The following is a 25,808-nucleotide window of genomic DNA, read 5'->3' on the forward strand; positions in this document are numbered from 1 at the left end:
TATTATATCCTCAACTAGTACAGGCCACTGTTTTATCTCACTTCTATTGACAGCCTCTCAATTCTCCCCTAATATCGTAACAATGTTACACTACGCTAATACATTACCATGAAAACACATACTACTGTAAAACATTCTGCTCTTCCTGATTTAATGCAAGCAATCAGCTTGCTGGAAAATAAAGAGGAAGCACTGCAATTTTTTACTGACCTCTGTACCCCCGCTGAGTTAGAAGCAATGGCGGATCGTTGGCAGGTGGTTCCCCTTCTGCGACAAGGTATTCCTTATCGCACCATACATGAACAAACTGGAGTCAGTGTTACAACCATCACTCGAGTTGCACGCTGTTTAAGTTTTGGTACTGGCGGTTATGAATTAATCGCAAATCGATCGGAGTTGCTGTGAAAAATCGTTTACGTTTAGCACTACAAAAAAAGGGGCGCTTATCGGAAGAATCGCTGAATTTGTTACAACGTTGTGGCTTAAAGTTTCGTATCAAGCCTAATGCCTTACTTACTCATGTAGATAATTTTCCTATAGACTTATTATTTGTCCGTGATGATGACATTCCTACTCTGGTATTTGATGGACTTTGTGATGGTGGAATTGTTGGGGAAAATGTCTTATTTGAATCCTCACTGGCTAATCCAGGCAAATCATATAGAACCACTGCAAAACTAGGAAGTTGTACCTGCCGCTTATCGCTTGCCGTCCCTGAAGTTTTTGATTATCAAGGTCCAGGCTGCTTAGATGGCAAACGAATTGCAACCAGTTACCCAAACCTTCTGAATCAGTATTTACAGGAACGAAAAATTTGTGCGGAAATTCTGTTTTTATCGGGCTCTATTGAAGTAGCCCCCCGCATGGGCATGGCCGATGCCATTTGTGATTTGGTATCTAGTGGACAAACTCTGGAAGACAATAAGCTTTATGAAGTAGATACCCTACTCCAAAGCCAGGCAGTCTTAATCCAAAGCGAGCTCGAATGCCCACCTCAATTTCAAGATTTATTTGCCATGCTAGCGCGTCGCATTCAGTCCGTGCAGCAAGCCCAAGAACGCAAATACATTGTCTTTCATGCACCTAAATCTGCGTTGGAGCGTATCGCTGAAAAACTGCCCGGAGCAGAATCACCAACGATACTCCCCTTACCAGGTAGTCAGGATAAGGTAGCTGTGCATGTCGTTTCCAGTGAGCGGGTCTTTTGGAACACCCTGGAAACCATTCAGGAATTAGGTGCCAGTTCCATTCTGGTTTTACCAATAGAAAAGATGTTGGAGTAGTCACAATGTTAGCAATTAAAAATTGGCAATCACTTACTGAGGCAGAAAAAAAATTAGCTTTGGCACGTCCCCCGCAAACCTCAGCAGCTAAAAATGGGGTTTTAGAGATCATTAAACAGGTACAAAACTTCGGTGATAAGGCACTTATTGGATTAACCCAAAAATTCGATGGGATTACACTAGAGAGACTACAAATACCCACGACAAAAATCCAAAAGGCACGGGTAAGCCAATCCGCTTTAACAGCAATAAATACTGCCATCGAAACCATTACTCGATACCATCAGTCTCTTTTGCCAGAAAGCCAAAATATATGCACTGCAAATGGAGTAAACATCCAAACAGTGTATCGCCCTATTCAACGTGTGGGCTTATATGTTCCTGGGGGTAATAAAACACCTCTGATTTCCTCCTTATTAATGCAAGCTATACCCGCATTAGTTGCAGGATGTCCAGTTAAAGTATTTTGCACACCTCCGGATGCAAACGGTGGCATCAATGAGCACTTATTAGTCGCTGCACGTTTATGCGGTATTGATACGATCTACACCTTAGGTGGAGCGCAAGCGATTGCCGCTATGGCTTATGGGACCGAAAGTGTTATCAAAGTTGATAAAGTCTTTGGTCCTGGAAACAGTCACGTGACTGAAGCCAAAACTTTAGTTGCTAATGATCCTGCAGGGGCTGCAATTGACATGCCTGCAGGGCCATCAGAAGTAATGATTATTGCGGATAATGAGGCAAATCCTGCCTTTATTGCAGCTGATCTATTAGCCCAATCCGAGCATGGTATTGATTCTCAAGTCATTTTAATTTGTGAAAGTGAACCTCTAGCCCAACAGGTGAATCAACAATTAGAAGTACAGCTCAAGACATTAACACGTACACAAATTATTAAAGAGTCATTAGCGAATAGCTTCATCATTTTATGTAATCAACGAAATGAGCAACTTAATATTATTAATAGCTATGCACCTGAACACTTAATTATTAACCGCCAGGATGCAGATACTTGGATACAACAAATCAATGCAGCAGGTACAGTGTTCCTAGGCTCATGGGCAGCAGAAACTTTAGGCGATTATGTAACTGGTTCCAATCACGTATTACCTACAAATGGTTTTGCTAGAAATCATAATGGCCTTAGCACCGCAGATTTTTTAATTCGTTTTAGCGTGCAAACAATTAACCAGGAAGGGATTAAAAATTTAGGACCAGCAGCAATTACGCTAGCACAAATTGAAGGATTAAGCGCACACGCGAATGCGGTAGAAATTAGACTTAATTCTCTGGAGGTTTGAATGTCCATACTTAATTTAATACGCCCTGAACTTTTGAAAATTCCGACGTACATTGCAGGCACTGAGCAAATAAAAAATCGGCTGCACGCTAATGAATTGCCTTGGTCAGCAATCAATGCAGATTCTATTGATTTAAATTTTTATCCGGAAGCAGAATATAAAATACAGCTACAAGAGCAGTTAGCTCAACGCTATCAAATAAAATCGGACCAATTGGCATTAACACGAGGTTCTGATGATGGCATTGATCTTCTAGTGCGTTTATTTTTAAAAGCCCGACAAGATGCTTTCATGCAATTTCCCCCAACTTTTTCTATGTATGAATTTTATGTGCAATTGCAGCAAGCACAAATAATTCAATGCCCCTTAGATCCTGCAAATAATTTTGTCTTAGGCATTGAGCAAATCAACGGATGTTGGCAAGAAAATTGCAAAATGATTATGCTGTGTAGCCCTAATAATCCTACTGCAAATGCCATTGATTTAGAGTTCATTGCCACTCTGTGCCAACAATATAAAAATCGCTCAGTTATTGTGGTGGATGAAGCATATATTGAATTTGCTAATCGTCAAAGTGCAGTGTCTTTGATTTCGCAATTTGATAATTTGATTGTGTTGCGCACTTTATCTAAAGCATATGGCTTAGCTGCTTTACGCTTGGGGATCGTAATTGCGCAATCGCAGGTCATTCAGGCTTTAAATAACATTATGGCGCCCTATCCTCTATCCAGCGTGGTGATGCGCTTAGCACAACAAGCACTTAGTAATGATGCCTGGTTTACTACGGCAATCGAACGCATTAAAAAGGCGCGCTTGAAGCTGAGTGCTGATTTAGCTGCAAATTCGTTAATTGAAAAAGTCTACTCATCAGAAACCAATTTTATTTTGGTGAAAACAGCTTATGCCCAAGAGTTAGTGAATTGGCTAAGCCAACAGGGCATCAGCATTAGAGGATTTGCTGCCAATTCAATTTTACATAATCACTTACGTATTACCGTAGGTGATGAACAACAAAATCTGCTCATAATGACTGCTTTATCTTCGTTTAAAAATAGAATTTCGGGGTTGTAACATGCAAAAAATATTATTTATTGATCGTGACGGTACCTTAATTGAAGAACCTTTTGATTTCCAGGTGGATTCATTGGATAAAATTAAATTAACTCCTGGGGTAATCCCCGCGCTACTCCAGTTGAAGGAAGCGGGTTTTCGTTTCATTATGGTAAGCAACCAAAATGGAATTGGTACACTCTCCTTCCCCGAAGAAGACTTTAGTATTTGCCACGAATTTACCTTGGATTTGTTTTCATCTCAGGGAATCTTTTTTGATAGCATTTTTGTTTGCCCGCACATGCCCGAAGATAATTGCTCCTGTCGTAAACCGAAAACTGGCTTGCTTGATCAATTTATGAAGGAAACTGCGATTAGCCTCCCATCATCATGGGTCATTGGGGACCGCGATACCGATCGTGAATTAGCTGATAATTTAGGTCTTAAATTTTTACCTGTTTCTGAGGAGCATGGATGGACAATAATTGCTCAGAAAATTTTAAATCAGAGCCGTTCAGCAACGATACAAAGAAAAACGAAGGAAACCGAGATCAACTTAAAGGTAGTTTTAGATACTGATCAAGAAGGCTCTATTGCCACGCCACTGCCCTTTTTTAATCACATGCTGGAGCAGATCGCCAAACACGGTGGATTTAATCTGACTTTAGAAGCGATGGGCGATGTAGAAGTCGATGACCACCATTTAATAGAGGATACGGCGATAGCCTTAGGAGAAGCATTAAAACAAGCTCTAGGTGATAAATGGGGTATTAATCGCTATGGCTTTACCCTGCCGATGGATGAATCATTAGCCTCCATTGCTATAGATATTAGTGGTCGCGGTTTTTGTGATTTTAAAGCTGAATTTACGCGAGAATTTGTTGGTGGAATGGCGACTGAAATGGTCTCCCACTTCTTTCAGTCTCTGGCTTGTGCTCTAGGGGCTACTGTGCACCTGCAAGTTAGTGGGAAAAATCACCACCACATGATTGAGGCGTGCTTTAAATCATTAGGAAGAGCACTGCGGCAAGCATGTACGAAAACCAATAATGCCATGCCATCCACCAAGGGGATTTTATGATTGCGGTAATTGATGTCAGTGGCAATAATCTGACCTCTCTAGGAAACGCCTTAAGCAGATTGGGATTTAATTATGTATTAACCCATGATGCTCACCAAATCCTTAATGCCAGCCATGTGATTCTTCCAGGAGTTGGCACTGCAGAATATGGCATGAACTCATTGCAAAGCCATGGCTTAGTGGAGGTACTCAAATCATTAACACAACCACTGCTAGGGATTTGTTTGGGCATGCAATTATTATTGGACTCCAGTGAAGAAGCAGAAGTTGATTGTTTGGGTTTAATTCCAGGCAGAGTAAAACGATTCGCTCAAAAAAATGATTTCCCTGTACCCCACATGGGTTGGAATCAACTGCAATGGTGCCAAGATTCACCATTGCAGCGTGGCTTAAATGAACAGGATTACGTTTATTTTGTTCACAGTTATGCCCTAGGTAGTGAAGAATATGCGCTTGCTCGCTGTGAATACAATGAACCATTTACGGCGATTGTAAACAAAGATAACGTTTGGGGAATGCAGTTTCACCCCGAAAAATCGGCACAAACAGGAATGCTCTTGCTTAAAAATTTTTTAGAACTGGAGACTATATGATTCTTATTCCAGCAATTGATTTACAAAATGGGCGTTGCGTACGTCTCAAACAAGGACAATTTGATCAAGTTACCTCCTTTGAGGTATCACCAATTGAACGCGCCGCCTATTTTGCTCAGTTAGGAGCAAAACGCTTACATATTGTGGATTTAGATGGAGCCCAAACCGGCAGCATGCAGCAACTTCCTTTAATTTGCTCCATGCAAAATACAGGTGTTAAAGTTCAAGCAGGCGGTGGGATTCGTTCTTTAGAACAAGCAAGGAACTGTTATGCTGCGGGTGTTTCTAATTTAGTTATTGGCAGCATTGCCCTGACAGACCGTAATCTAACCACCAAAATTAGTGCTGAACTTGCCCCTGAAAATATTATTTTGGCTTTGGATGTCCGCATTATCAATGGTATACCTATTCCTGCAACCCATGGCTGGAAAGAAGCATCAAACACCAATCTATGGGATGTGGTAGCTTATTATCAACAGCTAGGAATCCAACAAATCCTATGCACTGACATCGCTTGTGATGGCATGATGCAAGGACCAAGTTTTCAGCTCTATCAAGAAGCCGTAGAACGTTTTCCCAATATTGCCTGGCAAGCCTCTGGAGGAATTCGTAACCAAGAGGATCTTGCCACCCTAAATAAGCTAGGTGTCGCAGGAGCAATATTAGGATTATCGTTGTATCAAGGTACTCTTGATTTAGCGCAAAGCCTCAAGGAGTATGAATGATGTTAACCAAACGAATCATTCCTTGCCTAGATGTGCGCGATAATCAAGTGGTTAAAGGCATAAAATTTCGCAATCACCGTATTATTGGCGATATATTGGAATTGGCCACCTACTATTCTGAGGGCGGAGCAGATGAGCTAGTGTTTTACGACATTACCGCCAGTGCCGAGCAACGGGCTGTTTGCCCAGACTGGGTTAACCAAGTAGCCGCAACAATTAATATTCCCTTTACTGTTGCTGGTGGAATTCGTTCGAGCAATCAGGCAAAATCAATTTTAAATGCTGGAGCAGATAAAGTATCAATTAATAGCCCAGCGTTAGAAAACCCAGGCCTAATTAATGAATTAAGTCGCCAGTTTGGTACTCAATGCGTAGTTGTTGGTATTGATAGTCAATGGATTAATGATGATTATTATGTTTACCAATACACCGGCGATGAGAGCAAAACCTTAAACTCGAAACGCAAAACCTGTGAATGGATAAGCGAAGTTCAAGAGCGAGGGGCGGGAGAAATTGTACTCAATTGCATGCAATCCGATGGAGTACGGACTGGTTATGATATCGAGCAATTACGCAAAATGCGTTCTTTATGCCAGGTCCCTCTTATTGCCTCTGGGGGTGCAGGGACTCTAGAACATTTCAGTGAAGTGTTTATGCAATCAGGAGTTAGTGGTGCTTTAGCAGCCAGTATTTTTCATGACAAAATACGAACCATTACGGAAGTTAAATCTGCACTAAAGAAACAAAATATTGAGGTACGATTATGAATCAATTGGAAATTAGCGCCTTAGATTGGCAAAAAATGAATGGTTTATTACCTGCCATTATTCAAAATGCGGAAACAGGTACGGTATTAATGCTCGGTTACATGAGTGAAGAAGCATTAATTGCTACGGTGACCACAGGCCAACTTACTCTATATAGCCGCAGCCGCAAACGTTTGTGGCGTAAAGGCGAAACGTCCGGCAACACGATGTCCGTTCAACAAATTAGTACAGATTGCGACAGTGACAGCCTATTAATTTTAGTCCTCCCCAAAGGTCCAGCCTGCCATTTAGGTTTTAGCAGCTGCTATCAACCCGACTGCAATAGTGCATTGGGCTTTATGGGTGAATTAATTGACATCATAAATGAACGCGCCGAGACGCAAGATGAAAATAGCTATACGGCAAAATTGTTAGATTCAGGAATTAACCGCTGTGCACAAAAAGTTGGGGAAGAAGCTGTTGAAACCGTAATTGCCGCCGTGAATCAGGATAATGAAGAGTTTATTAATGAAAGCGCAGATTTAATATTCCATTTATTAGTCCTTTTAAAAGCCAGTGAATTGAGTTTTTATGATGTTTTAGAATGTTTAAAAAAACGGGATAGGGCTGTTCATACCTAAAGAAATTCACATTCTTTACTTTAAAAAGCAGTCATGGTGAACAAAGTGAAGCACCCTAAGGTTCCGTGCTCTGAACTCCAGGGGCTTCACTTTGTTCGCAATGAAGTAATTTACATACTTCGTGCGCAGATGCCAATGCGGCCTTAAAAAATTGAGCCGTGTGCGAGGAAACTTGCATGCACGGTTCTTAGAGAACTGCTCCCAATAATAGGGGTTAGTTACCCAACTCCAATGATTGTCACACCCCATATACTACAAGATCCCGTATTACGACCTCGTCTAATACGGGCTAAAACGTTTCTTAGACTACAGCTAACAACACAGCCGTTAAATAATTTCCTTCTGGAAAAGAAGCTAAAGTAGGATGACAACTTGCTGGGCCATAAACCCCTAAAACACGTGCTTGCTTACCAACCGCCCCTGCTTGAGCACTGACTAAAGCACAAAACTCTTGTGATGAAAGCGCCGAAGAGCAATTACAGGTCATTAATAAAGAACCGGAGTTCATGTGCTTAAACACTTCGCGATGTAAAAATCGATAATAGTTTTTTGCCCGCTGAACATGTTGCTGAGATGGAACCAGCTTTGGTGGGTCAAGTACAACAATGTCATACTCCCCTGCTTTCATCAAATAATCTCGTGCATCAGCTTCGATAAATTCAATATTATCCAAACCATTTAACGCGGCATTAATACCTCCCTGCGCTATTGCTTGGGCAGAGCTGTCAACCGCGGTTACTTTAGATGCTCCAGCTTTAGCAGCATGTAAAGCAAAGCCGCCGGTGTAACTATACAAATCTAATAGCTTTTTCCCTTTAGCTAATTGAGCAATACGTTGATGATTTTCGCGTTGGTCAATAAACAAACCTGTTTTTTGCGCATTAGCAAATTCAACTTGATAAAGAACACCGGCCTCAAGCACCTGAGCACTCTGCTCCACTACTTGAGAGTTTACTTGCTTCCAACCATCTTGCCCCAAAGGCTTAGCTTGTGACATCCAAATAATTTGATCATTGGGAAATAGTTCTTGTAAAGCTTTGCTAATCACATTCTTATTTGCTTCAACCCAATAAGCCGAGCTTGCTACCACACAAAACTGATTAAACCGATCAATAGTTAACCCAGATAATCCGTCTGCTTCACTATTAAAGAAACGATATGCAGTTGTTTGCTCATTAGGTAAATTTAAACTTTGTCTTACTAAATGCGCTTGTTTTAGACGATGGGTAATTAAAGTATAAAAAGTACTTCGATCAATGTGTTCATTCGTTAATGCTAGAACTCTCACTCGGTATAAGGAGTGCTCATTATAAGCCCCCACTCCAATTAACTCTTCATCAGCGTTATAAATATCGACTAGGTTACCCGTAATAAGTTTCCCAGAAGTACGTGCTATTGCTTTAGGGAAAATCCAGGGATGGCCACGTAATACGGTGCTTTGCTTTGCAGCAAGCAAAATGACTTTTGCATTCATTATCTATTTCCCAACGGACAAAAATCGGCTAATCTACACAAAGAACCGTAGACCTGCAATAGATATACTTCGAAACAAGTACTCCCAGGCTAGCTCACTACTTAAAAAACACCTAATGGCGCCACTCGCTAAATGGCTTTTTCTAAGATAATGGTTAGTCTTTTCATCAGGCTATCGCAATTTGCTAAATAAAAAAAATATAGGGATGCTTTTATGTCACATTATGTAAAAATATTCGTTCTGTTCCTTTGTGCTGGTCTTAGCGAAATCACTTATGCCGGTCCCTGGTTCACAGGTCCCATCTTAGCTCCAGCAGGACATACCGTACCCAAGGGCCATACCAACTTTGAATTTTACGGTATTGATGTAGAAACCGATGGCCTCTATAACGGTTCCGGAAAGTTTCGCAGAACCCCTCTATTTAACAGCGTACTTTTAAACCCGCTCCTGACCCATGGATTTACCGACTGGCTTGATATACAACTTTCAGTACCCTATGCCTTTAACAGCACGCGGGGAGTACACTATAACCGAGTTACAGATAGCTCTGTAGGTGTGGGAGTTCAGCTAGTCGAACAAAAAAAATCAAAATGGCTCCCTGACATTCGTTTTTTTGTTCAAGAAACATTCCCTACTGGAACCTATGATATGCTAAACCCCGCATTTTTAGGCACTGATGCCACCGGATTAGGCAGCTACAGAACACTCATTGCAGCAAACTTTCAATACCTAAAAGAAATCTATGATTCACATTATTTACGGACTCGTTTCATGGTCTCACGCCTCTACTCATCTTCTGTAAATGTTACAGGAATAAATAGCTTTGGCGGAACAGCCAATACACGTGGCCGGATCAATCCTGGTGCTGAAGATAACGTAGATTTAGCTTTTGAGTATACCCTGACGCAAAACTGGGTCGCCGTAATGGAAGGTTATTATTCTGAGGGACAAGCAAGCCGCTTTAATGGTATTTTAGATATTGTGAACAATGATTTAGCAGCGATTGGCTCCCAACAATATGTTGAATATGGGCTCGCTCCAGCACTTGAATATAATTTTAATTCTAATGTAGGTATTATTGGTGGTGTGTGGTTTCCGGTTGCCGGGAAAAATACTTCGCACTTCATGGCTTATGTATTAGCTGTTAATGCTTATTGGTAATAAAACATGAGAATAGTCTCTGTTAACAAGGTGCATTGCTTTTATGGAAAAAACAAATAAATTCTCCTATGGACTTACACTAGCTGCTTTAGGTGTTGTATTCGGCGATATAGGGACCAGTCCCTTATATGCATTAAAGGTAACTTTAGAAAACCTCTCTGTAAATGAGGGGCATATTTTAGGGGTTTTATCACTTATTTTCTGGTGCTTAATTATTATTATTTCATTTAAGTACTTAATAATGATTTTTCGCGCCGATAATGATGGTGAAGGGGGTATACTCGCCTTGTTGGCATTGCTCAAGCATAAAGATGCTAAATACGTCCCCCTGTTTTACATCCTCGCTATGTTTGGCGCAGGGCTGCTCATAGGAGATGGTATGCTCACCCCCGCCATCTCAGTCATTAGTGCTGTAGAAGGGTTGAGCACCTTATCCCATTCATTTACGCCTTATATTTTACCCACAGCCACGGTGATTTTGGTTTTTCTCTTTATGATTCAATCAAAAGGCACCTCCAGTATAGGTTATTTATTTGGCCCATTAACCCTCATCTGGTTCTTAACCATTGCAATACTAGGTATTATTCAAATTATTTCTGCCCCCGTAGTGCTTAAGGCAGTAAATCCTTATTATGCCATTGTGATGCTACGTGAGACCGGTTTTAAGGGTTATTTATTATTAGGCGGTATTTTTCTTGTTGTTACCGGGGGTGAAGCCCTTTATGCAGACATTGGCCATTTTGGAAAGAATCCCATTCGCACCAGTTGGTTTTTCCTTGTCCTACCCTGCCTGGTATTAAACTATTTTGGCCAAGGCGCTAATTTGCTCTTACACCCGGAAGCCATTAGCAATCCATTCTATATGATTGCACCAAGTTGGTTTTATTTGCCATTAATCATTCTGGCAACTCTTGCTACCATCATTGCCTCACAAGCGGTAATCTCTGCAACTTTTTCCTTAACCAAACAGGCCGTATTGTTAGGTCTATGCCCACGTATACCTATAGTACAAACATCAAAAGAACATTCAGGGCAAATTTATGTTCCACAAATCAATTTCATCTTATTCGTAGGCACCATAGCCCTTTCCTTTGCATTCCAAACCTCGGACAAAATGGCACATGCCTATGGAATAGCTGTGAATGCCTATATGCTCATGGTTGATTTTATGGTCGCATATACCGCGATTTCCATCTGGCAATGGTCAAAAATTAAAACCTCGGCCATTTTTGGTTTATTCCTTCTTGTCGATTTCGCCTTCCTAGGCTCGAACTCACACAAGTTCTTAACCGGTGGCTGGGTACCCGTAACCCTTGCCTTCATATTAGCCAGCATTATGTACACCTGGAAATACGGACTGGAATATCTCCGTTGCAATTTCTATATGAATAAAGAAGATATTTCTAAAATTTTAAAGCAACTTCAGTATAAAAACTTAAATCAACTTCCTGATTTAACAGCAATTTTTATTACCGATGTCTATGATAAAAGCGGCGGCAGCTTTCTGCATTTTCTAAAACTCAGTCGCTCAGTGCCTGAACATGTGCTCATTGTAAATTACATTGTGGATAATATTCCTTATGTACATTACAGCCAGCGTTATGAAGTAACCTGTCTTGATGAGCGAGTCTATTCCTTAACCTTGCATTATGGATTTATGGAAAATGTTTCCATTCCTCGTGCTATAGAACGAGCATCTGATAAAAATATTTTGCCATTCAAGTTTAATAAAGATCGAGCAACCTATATGGTTGAAATTCCTAATATTTTGGCTTCAAAAAGCAAGAAATCATTAACCTTTTTCTGGCAAGAAAAGTTGTTTGCTTTCTTAATTCGTAATTATTCTGCCAATTTAAATATCGAATTTTATAAACTTCCGTATAATAGGACCATGGCAATTGGCACTTATTATATTATGTAAATCAGGAGTTGTTCATGTGGTTCAATAACGCACTTATTTATCAATTCGAACTTGAGGACGCAAGCGTTTTAGAAGCGTCTTTAGTTGAAAATATTCTCAAACCCTGCCCCCCGCATGCACGGTTTATTTATGGCTGGAGTCCAGTTTTTTCTGATGAATTAGTTCAGGAAGTTGCTGGAACCTCTCTTATTTGTATGGGCAAAGAAGAGCGCTTACTACCCCGTGGCGTGGTTAATAAAATGCTTGCAGAACGCGTACAAACACTTGAAAACCAACATGGTCGTATGATTAAGCGTGCCGAAAAAGCACAAATGGCAGAAGATATTGAGTTTGAATTACTTCCTAAGTCATTTTGTATTCAAAAAAGATTACTAGCCATTTTGGATACGGCAAGTAAACGAATTATTATTAATGCCTCCAGTAATAACCAAGCATCACAGCTAACATCATTACTACGTAAATCAGTTCCAGGTATTAGCATTGACCCAATCACTCATACTGAAAATCTGGCAGTACGTTTTGCAGAATGGATACAGTCCCCTGCTACGCTTCCCGCAAATTTCCAATTAGCTTCTGATTGTGTCCTCTTTTCTTTAGATAATGAAAAGAAACGAATTCATTGCAAAGGTTATGAATTACCTGCAGATGAAATTTTGACTTTGCTTGAGCAAGGCATGGTCACCTCCGAAATTTCATTAATTTGGAAGGAACGTATTCAATTTACCTTAACTCATGATTTCACCTTTAAAAAATTGAAAAGCCTTGACTATTTAGTTGACGATTTTAATGAAATTAAAGCACTAGACGAAGAACTACAACAACGAGATGCCGCACTTACCTTGTTAGCTGGCGAGTTACGCGAATTAACGAATGATCTTTTAGCTGCATTCGCAGTAAAAACTAAAGCTCTGGAAGAAGCAATCTAATTCACATACCCTGGTTGTTTGCAACCAGGGCTTCTTAAGCCTAGGTAATCTACCGGCGTCCCGCGGGCAAAGCAGAAGAAAATAGGTGGACAAATTTTTTTTCTGCCATGGAAACATCAAGCATTGAAATGTGATAAAATAAACAAATAGTTCTATTTTGGATCGACCATAATAAAATGCTTAATTTAAAGACCATATTCCATGATTTGAGCACAACAGGCTTTGGAGTTAATTAAAATGTCTCATAAAATACGCAAGAATTTTAGCAAGTCGATTAATTGGAATATAACCTCTGATAAAAAAAGAATACACTCACTCAGCAAAAATATCCAAATAATCGCTAATGAGCTAGATAAAAACCCTATTCCGAATAAAGATGAGTTAAATCCAGAAAATAACAACAATAAGAGCTAAGTGTTACTTTTTAAAGAGAATTAATAGAAAAAGAGGCCCTTCGGTTTAACCGAAAGGCCTCTTTTTATGATCAAGGGAATTGATAAAAATATGCGGTCTGGCAAAAAGAGCTGGACGAAAGGCCGCAATATAATAATAATAAGCCACTCCATCAGGATAAAAAATGCAGAGACTCACCTCATGCATAACTAAGAGCAAATAAATCTGAAGGAAAAATTTATAACTCAATTTTGAGCCATTAAATTCATTTTATGCGATTGCATATGAAAGTTATTCTGTACTATTTTTACCAAAACTAAGGATTGTTTATCATGTTTTTCAAAATTATACGCTCCTCGCAACTCATAAAAGAAATACCAAAAAGTAAAACTCCAGGGTTTAAAGACATAAATTGGTCTTTGACGAAAACCAATCCTAACGGGAAGAAATTGAGTTCATCATCTCAAACTATTGTAAATGAACTTGAAAATAGTTCATCTTGTGATACTCAAGAGCCTGTACTAAAAAGAAACTATCCTTAGTTTCCGCTCTTATAGTTTAGTATACGAAATTGAGGCTTTATGATGTGTCAACATTTCTAATGCCTCAAAATGCTCAGGTGCTTTTGAACGCAACTTCTCGAACTGCTCCTCATCATAAATCTCAAGTTCGCTATATTGAACAATTCCTACTACGTTATCCTCTAAGTAATTAATCGATGTTGACTCAATATCTTGCCGAACCAAAGCTATTTTAGCAGAACCAAATTTCTTTGGATCAATGGCTCTATTGATGCTGCTTACAATTGAAATATCTGCATTCTCGTGTAGTTGTTGCGGATTAGTTGCTTTGCTATTGAGCTGGCTTTGATTCAGGAAATCCACATATTCTAATAAATTTATTATGTAGATTGTATTTGTCTCACAATCAACAACAACAGATGGTTTACTATTCTCCGGTTCTAGCTCCTGTTCGTTGCTGAATTTTTTTGCGATAGCCATTTCAGTATTGACCACATTAATTATTACTTTTTTTGACTGGCTTTCTTGAACAACCAACGGAAAACGCTCACTAACACTACGATATGACTCTAATACATACTCTGGAGGAGTAACAAAATCATTATGGGCAAGACCTCTGGCAATAACCCCATCAACTGCATTCTCAGGTTTTCTTGTTGAAACTGTTATCATATAAGTACCATCTTTTTTTAATCCGATATCAAGCCAACTAGACCAGATGTTACACATTTCTTTAAAAACATTCGGTACTTTTTTACCAGTATCCATGCGCTTCGATAGAAATTGACCACTCATATTGTAAGTCAAAACAGCTTCATCGTGAGTTAAGGTACCAATATGTTTTGATTCTGTTTCTTTGACACACTCATCGGCATAATAAATGGTTCGCTTTCTATCAACAGTAAGTAGAGCTAAGTCGTCTAACCCATATCCTGTTGCTTCTTCTAATTGCAACGCCAAGCTTTCCGTTGAGATTGATTTACCACTCCCAGGCCCTCCTGCCATTAAGACAGTAAAGCGATTAGGATAAGTTGTAACCGGTTTTTCGGGCACACCAATGAACGTATTTGCTTCGATTGCAGAAACTAAAGGTAGTGACTCAAATACTCCTTTTTGAATAAGAGAATCTATTTTTTCTTCTGCAATATCATGCAGTTTCCTATCCATTTCCTCTTTAAGCAACTCATCTGCCACATGACATAAAGCCAACTCGGTGATTTCCGAATTTGATAAATCAATAGTCTTTTCTTCCCTTCGCTTGGTAAGTATCTCTATGCATTGATTAAAACGCATTAATACCAATGGATTTTCTTTCCTAGATTTGCTTTCATTTACAAATGAATAGATCAAGTCCAAATATTTTTTCCGCTCAATTCGCATATCTATATTAGGAAGATCTCTAAAAATATATTGTGAATGAAAATCACGCACAAAAATGCCAAAATCATTATTTTTAGCCGGCGTTTTTAATAACAGCGGGATTAATGCGCCTGTTATTTGCAAGGAGCGCCGTTCCATTTCAAAAAGAATCAAATCAGCTACGGATTTACCAGAATGATTATTATAGCGTCCAAAGCCTTTCAGTAACTGTACTAATTCTTCTGTCGTTTGGACCGCATGGGTTAAAACTGTAAATTCGACAGAGCTTGTTTGAAATATATCGGGATACAATTGCTTGTCTAAGAGAAGTCTCGTTTCAAGAGAACAAGAACTTTCGTTATGTTTTTGCCAATCGTAATTAGAGTAAAACCGAACAATAGTGGTATTACCCCCTAGCGTTGTCGATCTTTTTGACCACATTGGCGATTTTGTAAACTTTGTAAACATTTAAGTACCTCAACGAACTAGCATTTGAGGTATCATACAATAGGAATATTAACCAAATATTAACCATCCAGCATATTTGATAATCTTTATTCGTAGGAGCTCTTATCAGCAACTTTAACCTCAATCACATAAGCTGCTTTTCGATTTTCACATCTGTATAGCGAGTTAGATTAGGACTCAATAAATCATCCCCCACCTTTTGAAAGCGTAGAGCATCTTGGAATACAAAAACCCATTCAGGTAGTACTAATATTCATTGATTCAATGTAAGAACTACCTAAGGCATCATTCATATAGATTTAGAGCTTGGATGATTATGGTTCAAAGTCCCTTTGACGCCAGATCGAAATCTGTTGGACTCTCCTCATCCACTTGAAAACGATTAAGGAAAGAAAACTGTTTTTTTTCCGAAGAAATACCGGAATTTGAAGAGAGAAAATTTGCTACTTTATTCTCGATAATATGCTGTATTTCTAAACGAATACGCGCATTCTGTTCCGTGAATACACGGTCACCCATGGCTATTAAATCGTTACTATTCAATATCAACTCAGTTTTAAAGGTAGCGTCCTTACGTTGGTAATTCGGTCCCAAAACCTCCAGCCAGGTAACCTCGTCATCATATTCACATACCATTTCGGACCAAAAGTCCAGGATGTATTCAGGATTGGTATGGAGACGAATGTAGGTATGACTTTCATCAGAAAAGATCGTTTCAATGGATAGATTTATGTCATATTTTTTAGCTAGAAAATACGCTCCGACTATGGAAAAAAATTCGCACGTCCCTGTTCCGTAATATAGCGCTAGTTGCAAATAATGTTCATAAATATTCGCTTTATCCGTTTTATTCGCTTTATCCGCTTTATTTAAATCATTTGCATAAAGTAGATTTTGCGCAAATACAGTAGGTAGGTTCGCAAATTCATCTTTGTGTAGTTGGATTGGAAAAAAATTTTTCCTATCCTTTAAAAAATGATATAAATCATTAGCCTTTTGGGCTTGCACCGTATTGCTAGGACCGAATGATAAAATTTGTTTTACCTCTGTATTGAGTATCTCAAATAATTTATAGAGAAATTCGAATTTTTCCTCAGCGGACTTGTGGTCCAATATAGAACATAGAGTTTTCATTATAACCAACGGCCATTAAATTTGAATATATTACACTAATAAACCAAGTTGTTCAAAATCTAATTTATTGGGTCTATCCTTGTAATTAAGTATGTCTCCTTATCATCAAAAATACCCTTAATTTACCCATTCACATTAGCACTTCTCAATGGGAGTATTTTAGTTACATCAATCCCGCTGTGCATTCAATATTGTCAACCAATTAATAGTTTGTAATCAACACGAAATTATAGAACTTAATGAGGAAAAAGAGTGCTAGACATAAACATCGTAAAATGAGTAGGCAGGATACTTCGGAAGAAGACCAGAGTGCTATGTAGTTGTAAAACGATAACGTTAGTTGGATTTTCGGAGCCATGATACAGCTTAGCGTATTCAAGAGCTGTATGGTTAGGAAAACCTGGTTGCACGCAACCAGGTTACATATTTATATCTCTAAGACACTTTTTTCATTTTTATTGTATGATAAGTGGCTTCATAAACTTTCTTAGCTTCTTCAGCTGCACTGTTTAATCCCAAAGCAACATTAGACTCATACATCACGACTAATGCCTCTTGTGCACTTGGTGCTTGAGGGTAGTTCTTTACTAAATAACTCGCCCGCTCAATGGCCGCGACATACATTTTACGTTTGAAATAAAACTTAGAAATGTTTAATTCCTTTTGCGCAAACATATTACGTAAATAGATCATACGTTGTAAGGCATTCGCGCGATATTTACTTTCAGGGAATTTTTGAATAAAGACAGCAAAATCAGAGTATGCTTGCGTCTGAGTTCCAGGATCACGCCAAGACTCATCCATTGGCAACATTTTAGCAAAGACACCGCGGGTTTGTTGAAAATTTGCTAAGCCACGCATGTAATACGCGTAATCCACATGTCTTGCACGGGGATACAGATGAATAAATCGCTCCGCCGTCGCTGCAGCAGAAGGATAATCTTCATTTTGATAATAAGCATAAATCAAATCCATTTGTGAATTTTCAGTATAATCACTAAAGGGATACATTGTTTCCATTGCCTCTAATCGCTTAATCGCGCTAACGTATTCTTTCTTACGCATAGCCTTTTGCGACTCTTCATGAAGCTGTTCAGCACTCATGCCTTTAAACGGGTTTTTATCGTCATCATCCTTATTCCACCAGGTCTTACAGGAAGATAAAGAAATCAGAAGACCAACCAGGAATAACACTTGAATTCGTTTCATAAACTACACCTATTGAATTATATCTGCCGCATCCACAAACAGTAACAAAAATTTGGACCATTATACCTAGGACTATCTAATTTGAGAACATTCTTATGCGGATTTAATTTGCAATGAAATCAAAAAAGTATTTGCAAATTTTTTTATGTTGCGATAGTATTCTCGCCTGTCGGAGAGATGGCAGAGCGGTCGAATGCGGCGGTCTTGAAAACCGTTGAAGGGCAACCTTCCCAGGGTTCGAATCCCTGTCTCTCCGCCAACTGCCTACCTTAAATTCATATAATCCTAAATCAGTATATCAAATATAGGTAAACAACAAAGAAATTCGAGACCCATCATAGCCTTAATTAAACCTTGCAAATGCATCAAATAAAGCCTGTATTACCGGACATAAATAGAAACATTCTTTGGCAAATCGAAAATCGTTCCGACATTGAGCTCCAAAGTTGCGTCCAAGGATTTGCTCTAAGGTATGAGTTATCTTTAGAAAATTGGCGTGTTCAATTTAGAGTCCTCTTTTAAAGCCAAACGCAGCGCTTGGAGAAACCCCTTTGTATCATATAAATCCAATATCACTTTATTAACTACTAACAATTGTACTTATTCACACCTGGCCTTTATGATTAGGACTTATGTGGATTGATTGTAAAATTTGCGTTTAAATGATGCATAATAGTCCTAACCTAATAAAACCTTAACAAAATAATGGTACATTGTGGTTGAAATAAGACTAATTTGCCTGTTTTTTAAATCCTGAGGTGTGTCGATGAGTAACCATAGTAAACCCTACTATAATATCAAGTTGAGCAAGGAACATAAAAACCAACAAAGAAAACCATTAATGATAGGATGCAGTGGCGGTGGCGGCCATATATCTGCAATCCTCGGTATTGAACAATCACTTAAACAAACCTATGATTCGGATAAACTAGAACTTCCATTGTATACACCAGTCCTAGCGGAACACAAACCTCCAGCCGCATCGATCCATACTGGTGCTAATATTATGCACGCGTATGGAGTAGGAAAACCTCTTCAAAAAATAATTGAATTAACTCCTATCCCTCTATTGCCTCATACCAATGCATTAGATGAGGAGATTAGAAGCCTAAATAAAAAAGAGCAAGCCAATGGTTTACGTTGCTATATTGACATGCTACTTGATGTTTATCCTGAAGGTTATGAAAGTGCGGCGGTCTGGAATATATTACAACGTAATGAAAAAACCAGCACCTTGAAAAAATTAATTGCCCTCCAAAGCATGAGCGATACATTCAATTACCAGATTGTATATGATTATTTCATGAAAAAATTACAAGATGCAGAATTAATGGGAGCACCTTACACTGAAATAATTAGTACCCAAGCTATGGCACTTCCTGCATTATGTAATGTGGTTAATGATTACAATGCCAATCGCCCCGCAGAAAATCATATAGTAATAAATCAATATCTCACTGATCTCCCTACTTTAGGGGCAGTACATTTTTTTAATGTTCTTGCGGCATTAACACCAACTCAACAACGACAAATGAGATTATATGGGGTGAACATGGAAGATGATGTCATTCAACATTTCTTCCCGCACGGTAATCATTTCAATAAAATTTATAATGTACCTGCCAGTAAAAACCCTATGGTTCGCGTGGCATTTAAAGATAGTGCTTATGACAACAGCGACAAATTTCATGAAGAAGTAACGCTAAGATTTCAAAAAGAAGAGGTACCATCCACAATTGCCCCCGAGGAACGAATCGCATCAATTATGCTTGGAAGTCAGGCAAGTGCTGATACAGTGAAATATATTGAACCGCTACTCAAATGCGGAATAGAACGTGTATTCGTATTTGGCGGTAAAAATAAAAGTATTAGTGATAAAATCGAGGAGTTAATTAATTCGCATCAAGAATATAAAGATCGCATTGTGCGTTTGGACAATCAAAGCGATAAAGAAATTTCTGCCTTAATGACTCGTAGCAATATTGTTGTTACCCGTGGCGGTGGTTTAAGTGTGATGGAGCAAATGGCAATGTCACATAATCCTGAACAAATTGTACTCATTCATCATGCCGACGCTAATGAGAATACTCCATTAAGTTCTGGCATTAGTTGGGAAGATAGTAATGTAGATAAGTTAATTGAGAATTTACAAAAAGACAGCATTTATGCCCAAAAAACCTCACCTAATCTGGTATTACGCCATATTGCTGAAGGGCAAATAATCAACTGCATTAAAAGAAATCGGGAACAGGTTGAACTTAAAGGGCTGGTGCAAAAAGTACAACGAATATCAAAATCTACCTCAAATCAATGTTTAGCCTGGCTCAATGAAGGACATGAAGACAAGGTTATAAATTACTTTAAATACTATACGAATAAAGAATATCAACACGAGAAAAAGTACTTATCGATGATTGAAAGTCTTAATACACGATGTGATGATTGCATCGAATATCTAAGCAAACAAATTTTAGATGAAATGAAGAAGCAAAATGAGTGTTATATTCAGCTCTTAGAAATAGATGGAGATGAGAGCGTTGATGCTGTGGAGTCCCTCGATACAACCGCTATAGTAGCTCAGGTACTAAATAACGAGCTACGCAATCCTAGCCCTGCATTAATAGCAGCAGCTAAAAGCTATGACGCAGTCCAAACACTACAAAACACCATTAGCTGTACTAATGAAGAGCAATCTCCATTTGAAAAATTAACCGCCTTTAAAAATAGCTATCGCGATAAAGAGATAAAACATACAATCCAATCCAACCAGAGCAATGTATTTAAGCGGCTAATCGATGAAATCATCTATCAATTTGCCATTGTTTTTAGCTCTAAAAAAGCTGAAACCTTATTTAATCCAACAATGGTATTACGTAAAGAAATTCATGAGTTGAAAGATGAAACTTCTATAGAACCCTTTGATGGAAGCCTTACTTTGCCCTAGTTAAAATATCAGTTGCAAATAATTAATGCCCTAATTTAAGGTTTTCTTGTTCCATATATGCGCTCGAATTACTGCGGTCAAACCGCAATAATTCAGTCTTATATTATACCCACATAATAGTTATCTTAGTTTCCCTTAAATTATTAATTATTTGCAACCAGACCTATATTCAACTACAGGAGGATCTAACCCATGTATAAACTGTGTTTTTACGTCCCTGCATCCCATGTAAGTAGGGTTAAAGAAGCTGTTTTTAACGCTGGAGCAGGCACTATCGGCAATTATTCTCAATGTGCATGGGAAGTTTTAGGTGAAGGCCAATTTATGCCATTAAATGGAAGTGAACCATTTATTGGTCAAATAAATAAAGTAGAAAAAGTTTCCGAATATAAGGTTGAAATGATTTGTGCTTCTAATTGCATCCATGAAGTGATTGTAGCTTTAAAAAATGCTCATCCTTATGAAACACCTGCATATGAAGTTTGGAAATTGGAAGATTTTACCTAGGGAGATGAGGGTATGCTGGGCTTAAAAGCCCAGCATACCCTTTAACAGCTTATTGTGAATATCCGAACTGACCGTTAGAGGTACTAGAATACGACGGAGGGGGAAAGTGCTCATCCATAATTGGTGCTGTTGGTAATGGCATACCGTCCACACTTTGATATTGTATATCAAAAACTCCTCTATTCTCCTGCAGTACACTATGGCTTTGCTCTTGTTCTAAATAAGATTGTGGGGGAGCTGATACAAAACGTTGTTCTACCACGGGGACATATACATATACTTGTGGCGGTAAGTAATACTGCGTTTTTAATTGGCAATCAAAAATCAAACCACCCACTTCAACACAAGTTAAAGTACCACTACGGAGCCCCCTAACCTTTTGAAGACACTCATTAACTTTAGCCATACCCTTATCTTTACGCGAAAAGAACGATGGGACTTCCGCATTGTTGCTATTTAAATGTTTAGCGATTTCAGAGCGCAGAGCAACGATAGCTAATTTCACCATAGAGGGATCAATTCCGTTACTGGCTAAATTATATTCTTCATTAGCCGTTAACCTAAAACGAAGTGGATCATTAGGATCTATGGCATTTTTATCCGTTTGCAAAGGTCTATACAGTAGGTTCATTGCAAATGCGCCGATACCAGCACCAATAATGCTTAGAAGAACTGCACCAGTTACAACGACAATGGCAGGATTAAAACCAGCCATAATTGCCAAACTAGTTAAAGGAGCCGCCGCAAACGTTAGAGAAAGAACTGTAGAGCCCGCACCAAAAGCAAGCGAATTCGCCAATACTAATGCCGCTTTTAACCAACCTTCGTTATAGTAAAAACGCTCAGCACCTTCCAAGAATTGATTAAGCATATAATAAACCGCGATGCTCGCCAACACAGCAGCAACCGCAGCCATAATCAATAATGCCAATGCAGCGAGAACCTCTGAATCAGTGTCAAAACAATTACCACCATGGCCATGGTCAGCAGGGAATCCTCCATGGGGAAATCCGCCATGAGGAAATCCAGGATGTCCGTGACAATCGTGAATAATTGAATTTATCAGCAACCAATCAAACAAAAATGAATCATGGCAATTGTGATTATAATTGTTATACACAAATTTAATTTCCGCGTTAAACTTGGGAAGTTCTGGTTTAAAATTTTCTTGCTCTCGTTCAGAAAGATCTTTATAAATAGGTAGAGCATAAAAAATAGCGTTAAAGAATTTATAAACTTTAGCTTTTTCGACAGAGTCTAAGTAGTGAAGATTACCATGGGGTGATTCAAGGGAAAACTGTACAGCAAGAAACAATTCATTATAAATTGATGTAACATCATTATGTCGAGTGGTACAATCTTTATAATGCTGTAAGACATTGCCATAAAATAGCATTAAATTATGATCAGTAAATTTACGTATATTTGCCATAGCTACTCCTAAAATTAAGTAGCACTAATCCCATTTAACTTAGGGTTTTTTTGCATTTTATTGCATCCCTTATTCAGCAGTCCTTTGCTTTTGACTGGGGCTAAATTCAGCCCCTTTCATATTCATACCAGTCAAAATTAAATAGAACTCGTACTAATGCCTTTCAATTTGGGCTTGATTAATTAAACTTTTTGCATACAAATCATAATCCATCATGCCATAACTAGCTTCGATCTGTTGAATGAGGCTTTCCTGTTGTTCTTTATCTAAAGTACTTAATTTTCCATCATTAATGTGCTTTAGTCTTACAACAACATAATCACCATTAGGCAATACTGCGCCATCACGGTTTTCTGGTCGTAATAAGTTAAATGCCAATTCGTTAATTTGTGGATCTGCTTTATCACTATCTCGAGCTGATTGTTCTACTGTAATCCAAGATAGTTTATTGGCACTAAGAAGCTCTTCATGCTTTTTGTCGTCAACCGGATTTTGCAAGCTCACTCCAAAGGCTTTAGCTTTAGCTTCCGCACCCTGTTTTATTAATGTATTGTGAATTTGACTCTTTACTTCATTTAATGATTGTTCCTTTTCAGGAGTATGCTCATTAACACGTGCAACAATAACCGAGTCATTGTCTAATTGAATAGGTTCACTATTGTTACTTAACTCTAATACATCATGGCTAAATGCAGCATTAATGACTTGGGGATTTTTAGTTAAGTTATCCTGACCACCAGCACGAGAGAAAGGTTGTGTCGTTTCAATTTTTAATTTCATTGCATCAGAAACTGGCTTCAAAGAATCTGGTGATTGATAGCTTAAATCAGATAATTGCTCTAAAGCTTGAGCATATTTAGCTTGAGCCATTTCAGTCATCAATTGTTCTTTAATCGTTGTCTCTACTTCAGATAAAGGTTTGATGGTTACTGGTTTATAGGCAATTAACTTAAAAATTTCAAAACCGTGTTTGGTTTGAGCCGGAGCAGATATTTCACCAGCCTTAGTTAGATTCGATAAAGCTTTATCGTAATCATTTTGTCCGGCCGTAATCCAAGGAAGCTCTCCTTTATCTGCTATAGAAAGCTTATCATCAGACTGCGAAGCAACAAGCTTATCGAATTGGCTAGGATCGTTTTGTAACACAGCATAGGCATCGTCAGCCTTTTTCTGAATTTGGTCTAGCTCATCTTTGGAAACACCTTCAGGAATTGCAAACAAAATGTGAGCAACATGCCATTGTGCTGGAGTTAAATAGTTATTTTGATTTTCTTTATAAAAACGACTTACATCATCCTTTGATATTTTTACTTGCTTCTTAATATCATTCATAGACAAAGTTACATATTCAAGGCTTACTTGCTCAGGAGCCATAAACTCTTTTTGGTGTTCCTTATAATAATCAGCCACGGCCTCAGAAGATACATTAATTTGTTTTGCAAAATGCGAAGCAGGAACAACTAGATAATCATAATCTCTATTTTGCATGTATAAGCGAACGAAACGTTCAACTTCATCAGGTAACGCGAATGAAGTACCTATAAAAGCAAATCGCTGTTGATTCAACAACATGCCTTGACTTACCTCATTTTGAAAACTGGATTGAGTAAATAAAGCTGCACTAAGAGCTTGTTGATATTTTTCAGCAGAGAAATGCCCATCCTCCTGAAATTGTGGAATACTTAATATGGCTGCGTTCGCTTGATTTGCACTAACATCAAACCCATTTTTACGCGCTGCTTGCACCATCACTTCATTAGCCACCATTTGATCTAGGACTTGGCTTTGTAGTTTTTTCTCATCTTCAGCAGTCATATGCGCCGCATCTTGCATGCCGCGTGCACGTCTGTAATTTGTTTCAAACGCTTGATAAGTTAAAGATTCACCATTAACAACCACTTTCGCATTTGACGTTTGATGCGATTGAAAATAGTAATCAACCCCAAAAAGAGTAAACGTAATGCCGATTAAAATAACAACCAGCCAAGCAACAACACCTTGTATGCGCTCATTTAACTTCTGCAACATGTCCCGAGATCCATTTAGTATTAACAAAGTTTTATGAAGTTGGATTGTAACCTAATCGGACAAAAATCTAAACAATAACCGCTAAATTTTACAAATAACTGCAGGGGTGAGATTCTCCATTTAAAAATCAATGAATATCAAAGTGAATGCTTAGGTGTAAGTTTTCCACTTATTTAGCAGGAAATTTAAATAGCATGATTGAAGTGTATCAAAACATCAAGATACGAACTAGTTAACCAATTATTGAAATATATCACGCCAAAGTTCTGCGGTTTGTATCCTTGTCAAAACGTTTATTTTATATAATAACTTATTAATTTTGGCTGTTCTTGATGTTCGTTGCTGTTATGCCTAATGAGGCTCTTTTTTGAAGTGCGCTAGTTTTTTGAGAAAAAGGAGCAAGACGACTCAGATATTTGAGTTTGCTTATTTTGGTACTATTCATTGATATGTAACGCGTTCTTCATGCCCTTGTTCTTTTGCTAATTCGAGTACTATTTTGCCTTTCACGGCTTTAGCTTAATCAACACCACATTCAGCTAAAGTTCGAACTGTTTGTCTGGATCCCACATCCACAGCAATACTTATAGGTGCCATTTTATTTTCAGCAAGAGTCAAATCAATATCGGCACCAGCTTTATATAAAACCCAGATGACTTCTGAATGACCATTTTGATCAGAAATATATGCCAGAGTTAATCCCTGGAAACTAGGTATATTCAAATCTGCACCAGCTGTTGTAATAGACGTATAACTACTGCGTGATCGTTTTGAGCTGCTGCCTCCATTGCTTTCCGTTTTTAACGTGCAAAGGAATTCAACTGCATCAACATGGCCTTTATAAGCGGCAATATTAAAGAGGGGTTATACATCATCAACTGCACTGAATAACAAAAATCCATACGATTTAA

General features: G+C 38.5%; 23 protein-coding genes and 1 tRNA gene. 17 read left to right on the forward strand and 7 right to left on the reverse strand.

Annotated elements, in window-relative coordinates:
- Positions 1 to 108 precede the first annotated feature (108 nt).
- Genes E1P08_RS03060 through hisIE form a run of 9 tightly spaced genes read left to right on the forward strand, consistent with a single transcriptional unit; the run spans position 109 to position 7,420 of the window.
- Entirely contained in the window at positions 109 to 405 is a 297-nt protein-coding gene (locus tag E1P08_RS03060; RefSeq protein WP_133135538.1) for a YerC/YecD family TrpR-related protein, read from the forward strand.
- Positions 402 to 1,283 carry an ATP phosphoribosyltransferase gene (hisG, locus tag E1P08_RS03065; protein WP_133135539.1) on the forward strand — a complete coding sequence of 294 codons (882 nt, stop codon included), beginning with the start codon at positions 402 to 404 and terminating at the stop codon, positions 1,281 to 1,283. Before E1P08_RS03060 ends, hisG begins: the two co-directional genes overlap by 4 nt.
- Positions 1,284 to 1,288: 5 nt before the next feature.
- Positions 1,289 to 2,584: a histidinol dehydrogenase gene (gene hisD, locus E1P08_RS03070; RefSeq protein WP_133135540.1), complete on the forward strand. Its 1,296-nt coding sequence runs from the start codon at positions 1,289 to 1,291 to the stop codon at positions 2,582 to 2,584.
- Positions 2,585 to 3,655 carry a histidinol-phosphate transaminase gene (hisC, locus tag E1P08_RS03075; protein WP_133135541.1) on the forward strand — a complete coding sequence of 357 codons (1,071 nt, stop codon included), beginning with the start codon at positions 2,585 to 2,587 and terminating at the stop codon, positions 3,653 to 3,655.
- Position 3,656: 1 nt separating this feature from the next.
- A complete protein-coding gene (gene hisB / locus E1P08_RS03080; protein ID WP_133135542.1) occupies positions 3,657 to 4,715 on the forward strand; it encodes a bifunctional histidinol-phosphatase/imidazoleglycerol-phosphate dehydratase HisB in 1,059 nt (352 codons plus the stop codon).
- Positions 4,712 to 5,308, forward strand: coding sequence for an imidazole glycerol phosphate synthase subunit HisH (gene hisH, locus E1P08_RS03085; protein ID WP_133135543.1), 597 nt, complete (start codon positions 4,712 to 4,714; stop codon positions 5,306 to 5,308). Before hisB ends, hisH begins: the two co-directional genes overlap by 4 nt.
- The gene (locus E1P08_RS03090) at positions 5,305 to 6,033 is read left to right on the forward strand and encodes a 1-(5-phosphoribosyl)-5-[(5-phosphoribosylamino)methylideneamino] imidazole-4-carboxamide isomerase (protein ID WP_133135544.1); all 729 of its coding nucleotides are present in this window, start codon (positions 5,305 to 5,307) and stop codon (positions 6,031 to 6,033) included. The genes hisH and E1P08_RS03090 overlap by 4 nt, the downstream gene beginning before the upstream one ends.
- A complete protein-coding gene (hisF, locus tag E1P08_RS03095) occupies positions 6,033 to 6,800 on the forward strand; it encodes an imidazole glycerol phosphate synthase subunit HisF (RefSeq protein ID WP_133135989.1) in 768 nt (255 codons plus the stop codon). Before E1P08_RS03090 ends, hisF begins: the two co-directional genes overlap by 1 nt.
- Positions 6,797 to 7,420, forward strand: coding sequence for a bifunctional phosphoribosyl-AMP cyclohydrolase/phosphoribosyl-ATP diphosphatase HisIE (gene hisIE, locus E1P08_RS03100; protein ID WP_133135545.1), 624 nt, complete (start codon positions 6,797 to 6,799; stop codon positions 7,418 to 7,420). The genes hisF and hisIE overlap by 4 nt, the downstream gene beginning before the upstream one ends.
- A 301-nt stretch (positions 7,421 to 7,721) precedes the next feature.
- On the opposite strand, the gene E1P08_RS03105 is transcribed toward hisIE, so the two are convergent.
- A complete protein-coding gene (locus E1P08_RS03105) occupies positions 7,722 to 8,894 on the reverse strand; it encodes a class I SAM-dependent rRNA methyltransferase (protein WP_133135546.1) in 1,173 nt (390 codons plus the stop codon).
- A 213-nt stretch (positions 8,895 to 9,107) separates the two neighbouring features.
- Here E1P08_RS03105 and E1P08_RS03110 point away from each other — a divergent pair, with 213 nt between their 5' ends.
- From E1P08_RS03110 to E1P08_RS03125, 5 genes are all read left to right on the forward strand, one after another.
- On the forward strand, positions 9,108 to 10,055 hold the full coding sequence (locus E1P08_RS03110) for a hypothetical protein (RefSeq protein ID WP_133135547.1): 948 nt from the start codon (positions 9,108 to 9,110) through the stop codon (positions 10,053 to 10,055).
- Positions 10,056 to 10,098: 43 nt separating this feature from the next.
- The gene (locus tag E1P08_RS03115; protein WP_133135548.1) at positions 10,099 to 11,976 is read left to right on the forward strand and encodes a potassium transporter Kup; all 1,878 of its coding nucleotides are present in this window, start codon (positions 10,099 to 10,101) and stop codon (positions 11,974 to 11,976) included.
- A gap of 14 nt (positions 11,977 to 11,990) precedes the next feature.
- A complete protein-coding gene (locus E1P08_RS03120) occupies positions 11,991 to 12,902 on the forward strand; it encodes a recombination-associated protein RdgC (protein WP_133135549.1) in 912 nt (303 codons plus the stop codon).
- Positions 12,903 to 13,139: 237 nt separating this feature from the next.
- Positions 13,140 to 13,316, forward strand: a complete 177-nt coding sequence (locus E1P08_RS17110; RefSeq protein ID WP_165485072.1) for a hypothetical protein — start codon at positions 13,140 to 13,142, stop codon at positions 13,314 to 13,316.
- Between the two features lie 311 nt (positions 13,317 to 13,627).
- On the forward strand, positions 13,628 to 13,837 hold the full coding sequence (locus E1P08_RS03125) for a hypothetical protein (RefSeq protein ID WP_133135550.1): 210 nt from the start codon (positions 13,628 to 13,630) through the stop codon (positions 13,835 to 13,837).
- A 9-nt stretch (positions 13,838 to 13,846) separates the two neighbouring features.
- On the opposite strand, the gene E1P08_RS03130 is transcribed toward E1P08_RS03125, so the two are convergent.
- From E1P08_RS03130 to E1P08_RS03140, 3 genes are all read right to left on the reverse strand, one after another.
- The gene (locus tag E1P08_RS03130; protein WP_133135551.1) at positions 13,847 to 15,643 is read right to left on the reverse strand and encodes a hypothetical protein; all 1,797 of its coding nucleotides are present in this window, start codon (positions 15,641 to 15,643) and stop codon (positions 13,847 to 13,849) included.
- Between the two features lie 321 nt (positions 15,644 to 15,964).
- Positions 15,965 to 16,777 (reverse strand): hypothetical protein, encoded by an 813-nt coding sequence (locus tag E1P08_RS03135; RefSeq protein WP_133135552.1) that lies wholly within the window; start codon positions 16,775 to 16,777, stop codon positions 15,965 to 15,967.
- 435 nt (positions 16,778 to 17,212) lie between these two features.
- Positions 17,213 to 17,986, reverse strand: a complete 774-nt coding sequence (locus E1P08_RS03140) for an outer membrane protein assembly factor BamD (protein WP_133135553.1) — start codon at positions 17,984 to 17,986, stop codon at positions 17,213 to 17,215.
- A gap of 171 nt (positions 17,987 to 18,157) precedes the next feature.
- On the opposite strand from E1P08_RS03140, the gene E1P08_RS03145 reads away from it, so the two are divergent.
- The 3 genes from E1P08_RS03145 to E1P08_RS03155 all read left to right on the forward strand — a co-directional run bounded on the left by E1P08_RS03145 (position 18,158) and on the right by E1P08_RS03155 (position 21,437).
- Positions 18,158 to 18,245 (forward strand) — tRNA-Ser (locus E1P08_RS03145).
- Positions 18,246 to 18,752: 507 nt separating this feature from the next.
- Positions 18,753 to 20,930, forward strand: a complete 2,178-nt coding sequence (locus E1P08_RS03150; RefSeq protein ID WP_133135554.1) for a hypothetical protein — start codon at positions 18,753 to 18,755, stop codon at positions 20,928 to 20,930.
- 192 nt (positions 20,931 to 21,122) lie between these two features.
- Positions 21,123 to 21,437 (forward strand): YqfO family protein, encoded by a 315-nt coding sequence (locus E1P08_RS03155; RefSeq protein WP_133135555.1) that lies wholly within the window; start codon positions 21,123 to 21,125, stop codon positions 21,435 to 21,437.
- Positions 21,438 to 21,486: 49 nt separating this feature from the next.
- Here E1P08_RS03155 and E1P08_RS03160 read toward each other — a convergent pair whose 3' ends face one another.
- From E1P08_RS03160 to E1P08_RS17880, 3 genes are all read right to left on the reverse strand, one after another.
- Positions 21,487 to 22,869: a hypothetical protein gene (locus E1P08_RS03160; RefSeq protein WP_133135556.1), complete on the reverse strand. Its 1,383-nt coding sequence runs from the start codon at positions 22,867 to 22,869 to the stop codon at positions 21,487 to 21,489.
- Between the two features lie 153 nt (positions 22,870 to 23,022).
- Positions 23,023 to 24,897, reverse strand: a complete 1,875-nt coding sequence (locus tag E1P08_RS03165) for a SurA N-terminal domain-containing protein (RefSeq protein WP_133135557.1) — start codon at positions 24,895 to 24,897, stop codon at positions 23,023 to 23,025.
- Positions 24,898 to 25,416: 519 nt separating this feature from the next.
- On the reverse strand, positions 25,417 to 25,620 hold the full coding sequence (locus E1P08_RS17880; protein ID WP_133135558.1) for a hypothetical protein: 204 nt from the start codon (positions 25,618 to 25,620) through the stop codon (positions 25,417 to 25,419).
- Between the last annotated feature and the right edge of the window lie 188 nt (positions 25,621 to 25,808).

The sequence above is a fragment of the Legionella rowbothamii genome (genome assembly GCF_900639985.1).
GTDB classification, from domain to species: domain Bacteria; phylum Pseudomonadota; class Gammaproteobacteria; order Legionellales; family Legionellaceae; genus Legionella; species Legionella rowbothamii.

What these genes read in the sequence shown, in the direction of transcription:
- E1P08_RS03125 (WP_133135550.1), top strand. Translation starts at nt 13,628, where the DNA reads ATGTTTTTCAAAATTATACGCTCCTCGCAACTCATAAAAGAAATACCA.
- E1P08_RS03140 (WP_133135553.1), bottom strand. Translation starts at nt 17,986, where the DNA reads ATGAAACGAATTCAAGTGTTATTCCTGGTTGGTCTTCTGATTTCTTTA.
- E1P08_RS03160 (WP_133135556.1), bottom strand. Translation starts at nt 22,869, where the DNA reads ATGGCAAATATACGTAAATTTACTGATCATAATTTAATGCTATTTTAT.
- E1P08_RS03115 (WP_133135548.1), top strand. Translation starts at nt 10,099, where the DNA reads ATGGAAAAAACAAATAAATTCTCCTATGGACTTACACTAGCTGCTTTA.
- E1P08_RS03135 (WP_133135552.1), bottom strand. Translation starts at nt 16,777, where the DNA reads ATGAAAACTCTATGTTCTATATTGGACCACAAGTCCGCTGAGGAAAAA.
- E1P08_RS03165 (WP_133135557.1), bottom strand. Translation starts at nt 24,897, where the DNA reads ATGTTGCAGAAGTTAAATGAGCGCATACAAGGTGTTGTTGCTTGGCTG.
- hisH (WP_133135543.1), top strand. Translation starts at nt 4,712, where the DNA reads ATGATTGCGGTAATTGATGTCAGTGGCAATAATCTGACCTCTCTAGGA.
- E1P08_RS03090 (WP_133135544.1), top strand. Translation starts at nt 5,305, where the DNA reads ATGATTCTTATTCCAGCAATTGATTTACAAAATGGGCGTTGCGTACGT.
- hisC (WP_133135541.1), top strand. Translation starts at nt 2,585, where the DNA reads ATGTCCATACTTAATTTAATACGCCCTGAACTTTTGAAAATTCCGACG.
- E1P08_RS03155 (WP_133135555.1), top strand. Translation starts at nt 21,123, where the DNA reads ATGTATAAACTGTGTTTTTACGTCCCTGCATCCCATGTAAGTAGGGTT.
- hisIE (WP_133135545.1), top strand. Translation starts at nt 6,797, where the DNA reads ATGAATCAATTGGAAATTAGCGCCTTAGATTGGCAAAAAATGAATGGT.
- E1P08_RS03060 (WP_133135538.1), top strand. Translation starts at nt 109, where the DNA reads ATGAAAACACATACTACTGTAAAACATTCTGCTCTTCCTGATTTAATG.
- hisB (WP_133135542.1), top strand. Translation starts at nt 3,657, where the DNA reads ATGCAAAAAATATTATTTATTGATCGTGACGGTACCTTAATTGAAGAA.
- E1P08_RS03120 (WP_133135549.1), top strand. Translation starts at nt 11,991, where the DNA reads ATGTGGTTCAATAACGCACTTATTTATCAATTCGAACTTGAGGACGCA.
- E1P08_RS03130 (WP_133135551.1), bottom strand. Translation starts at nt 15,643, where the DNA reads ATGTTTACAAAGTTTACAAAATCGCCAATGTGGTCAAAAAGATCGACA.
- hisD (WP_133135540.1), top strand. Translation starts at nt 1,289, where the DNA reads ATGTTAGCAATTAAAAATTGGCAATCACTTACTGAGGCAGAAAAAAAA.
- E1P08_RS03110 (WP_133135547.1), top strand. Translation starts at nt 9,108, where the DNA reads ATGTCACATTATGTAAAAATATTCGTTCTGTTCCTTTGTGCTGGTCTT.
- E1P08_RS03105 (WP_133135546.1), bottom strand. Translation starts at nt 8,894, where the DNA reads ATGAATGCAAAAGTCATTTTGCTTGCTGCAAAGCAAAGCACCGTATTA.
- hisF (WP_133135989.1), top strand. Translation starts at nt 6,033, where the DNA reads ATGTTAACCAAACGAATCATTCCTTGCCTAGATGTGCGCGATAATCAA.
- E1P08_RS03150 (WP_133135554.1), top strand. Translation starts at nt 18,753, where the DNA reads ATGAGTAACCATAGTAAACCCTACTATAATATCAAGTTGAGCAAGGAA.
- E1P08_RS17110 (WP_165485072.1), top strand. Translation starts at nt 13,140, where the DNA reads ATGTCTCATAAAATACGCAAGAATTTTAGCAAGTCGATTAATTGGAAT.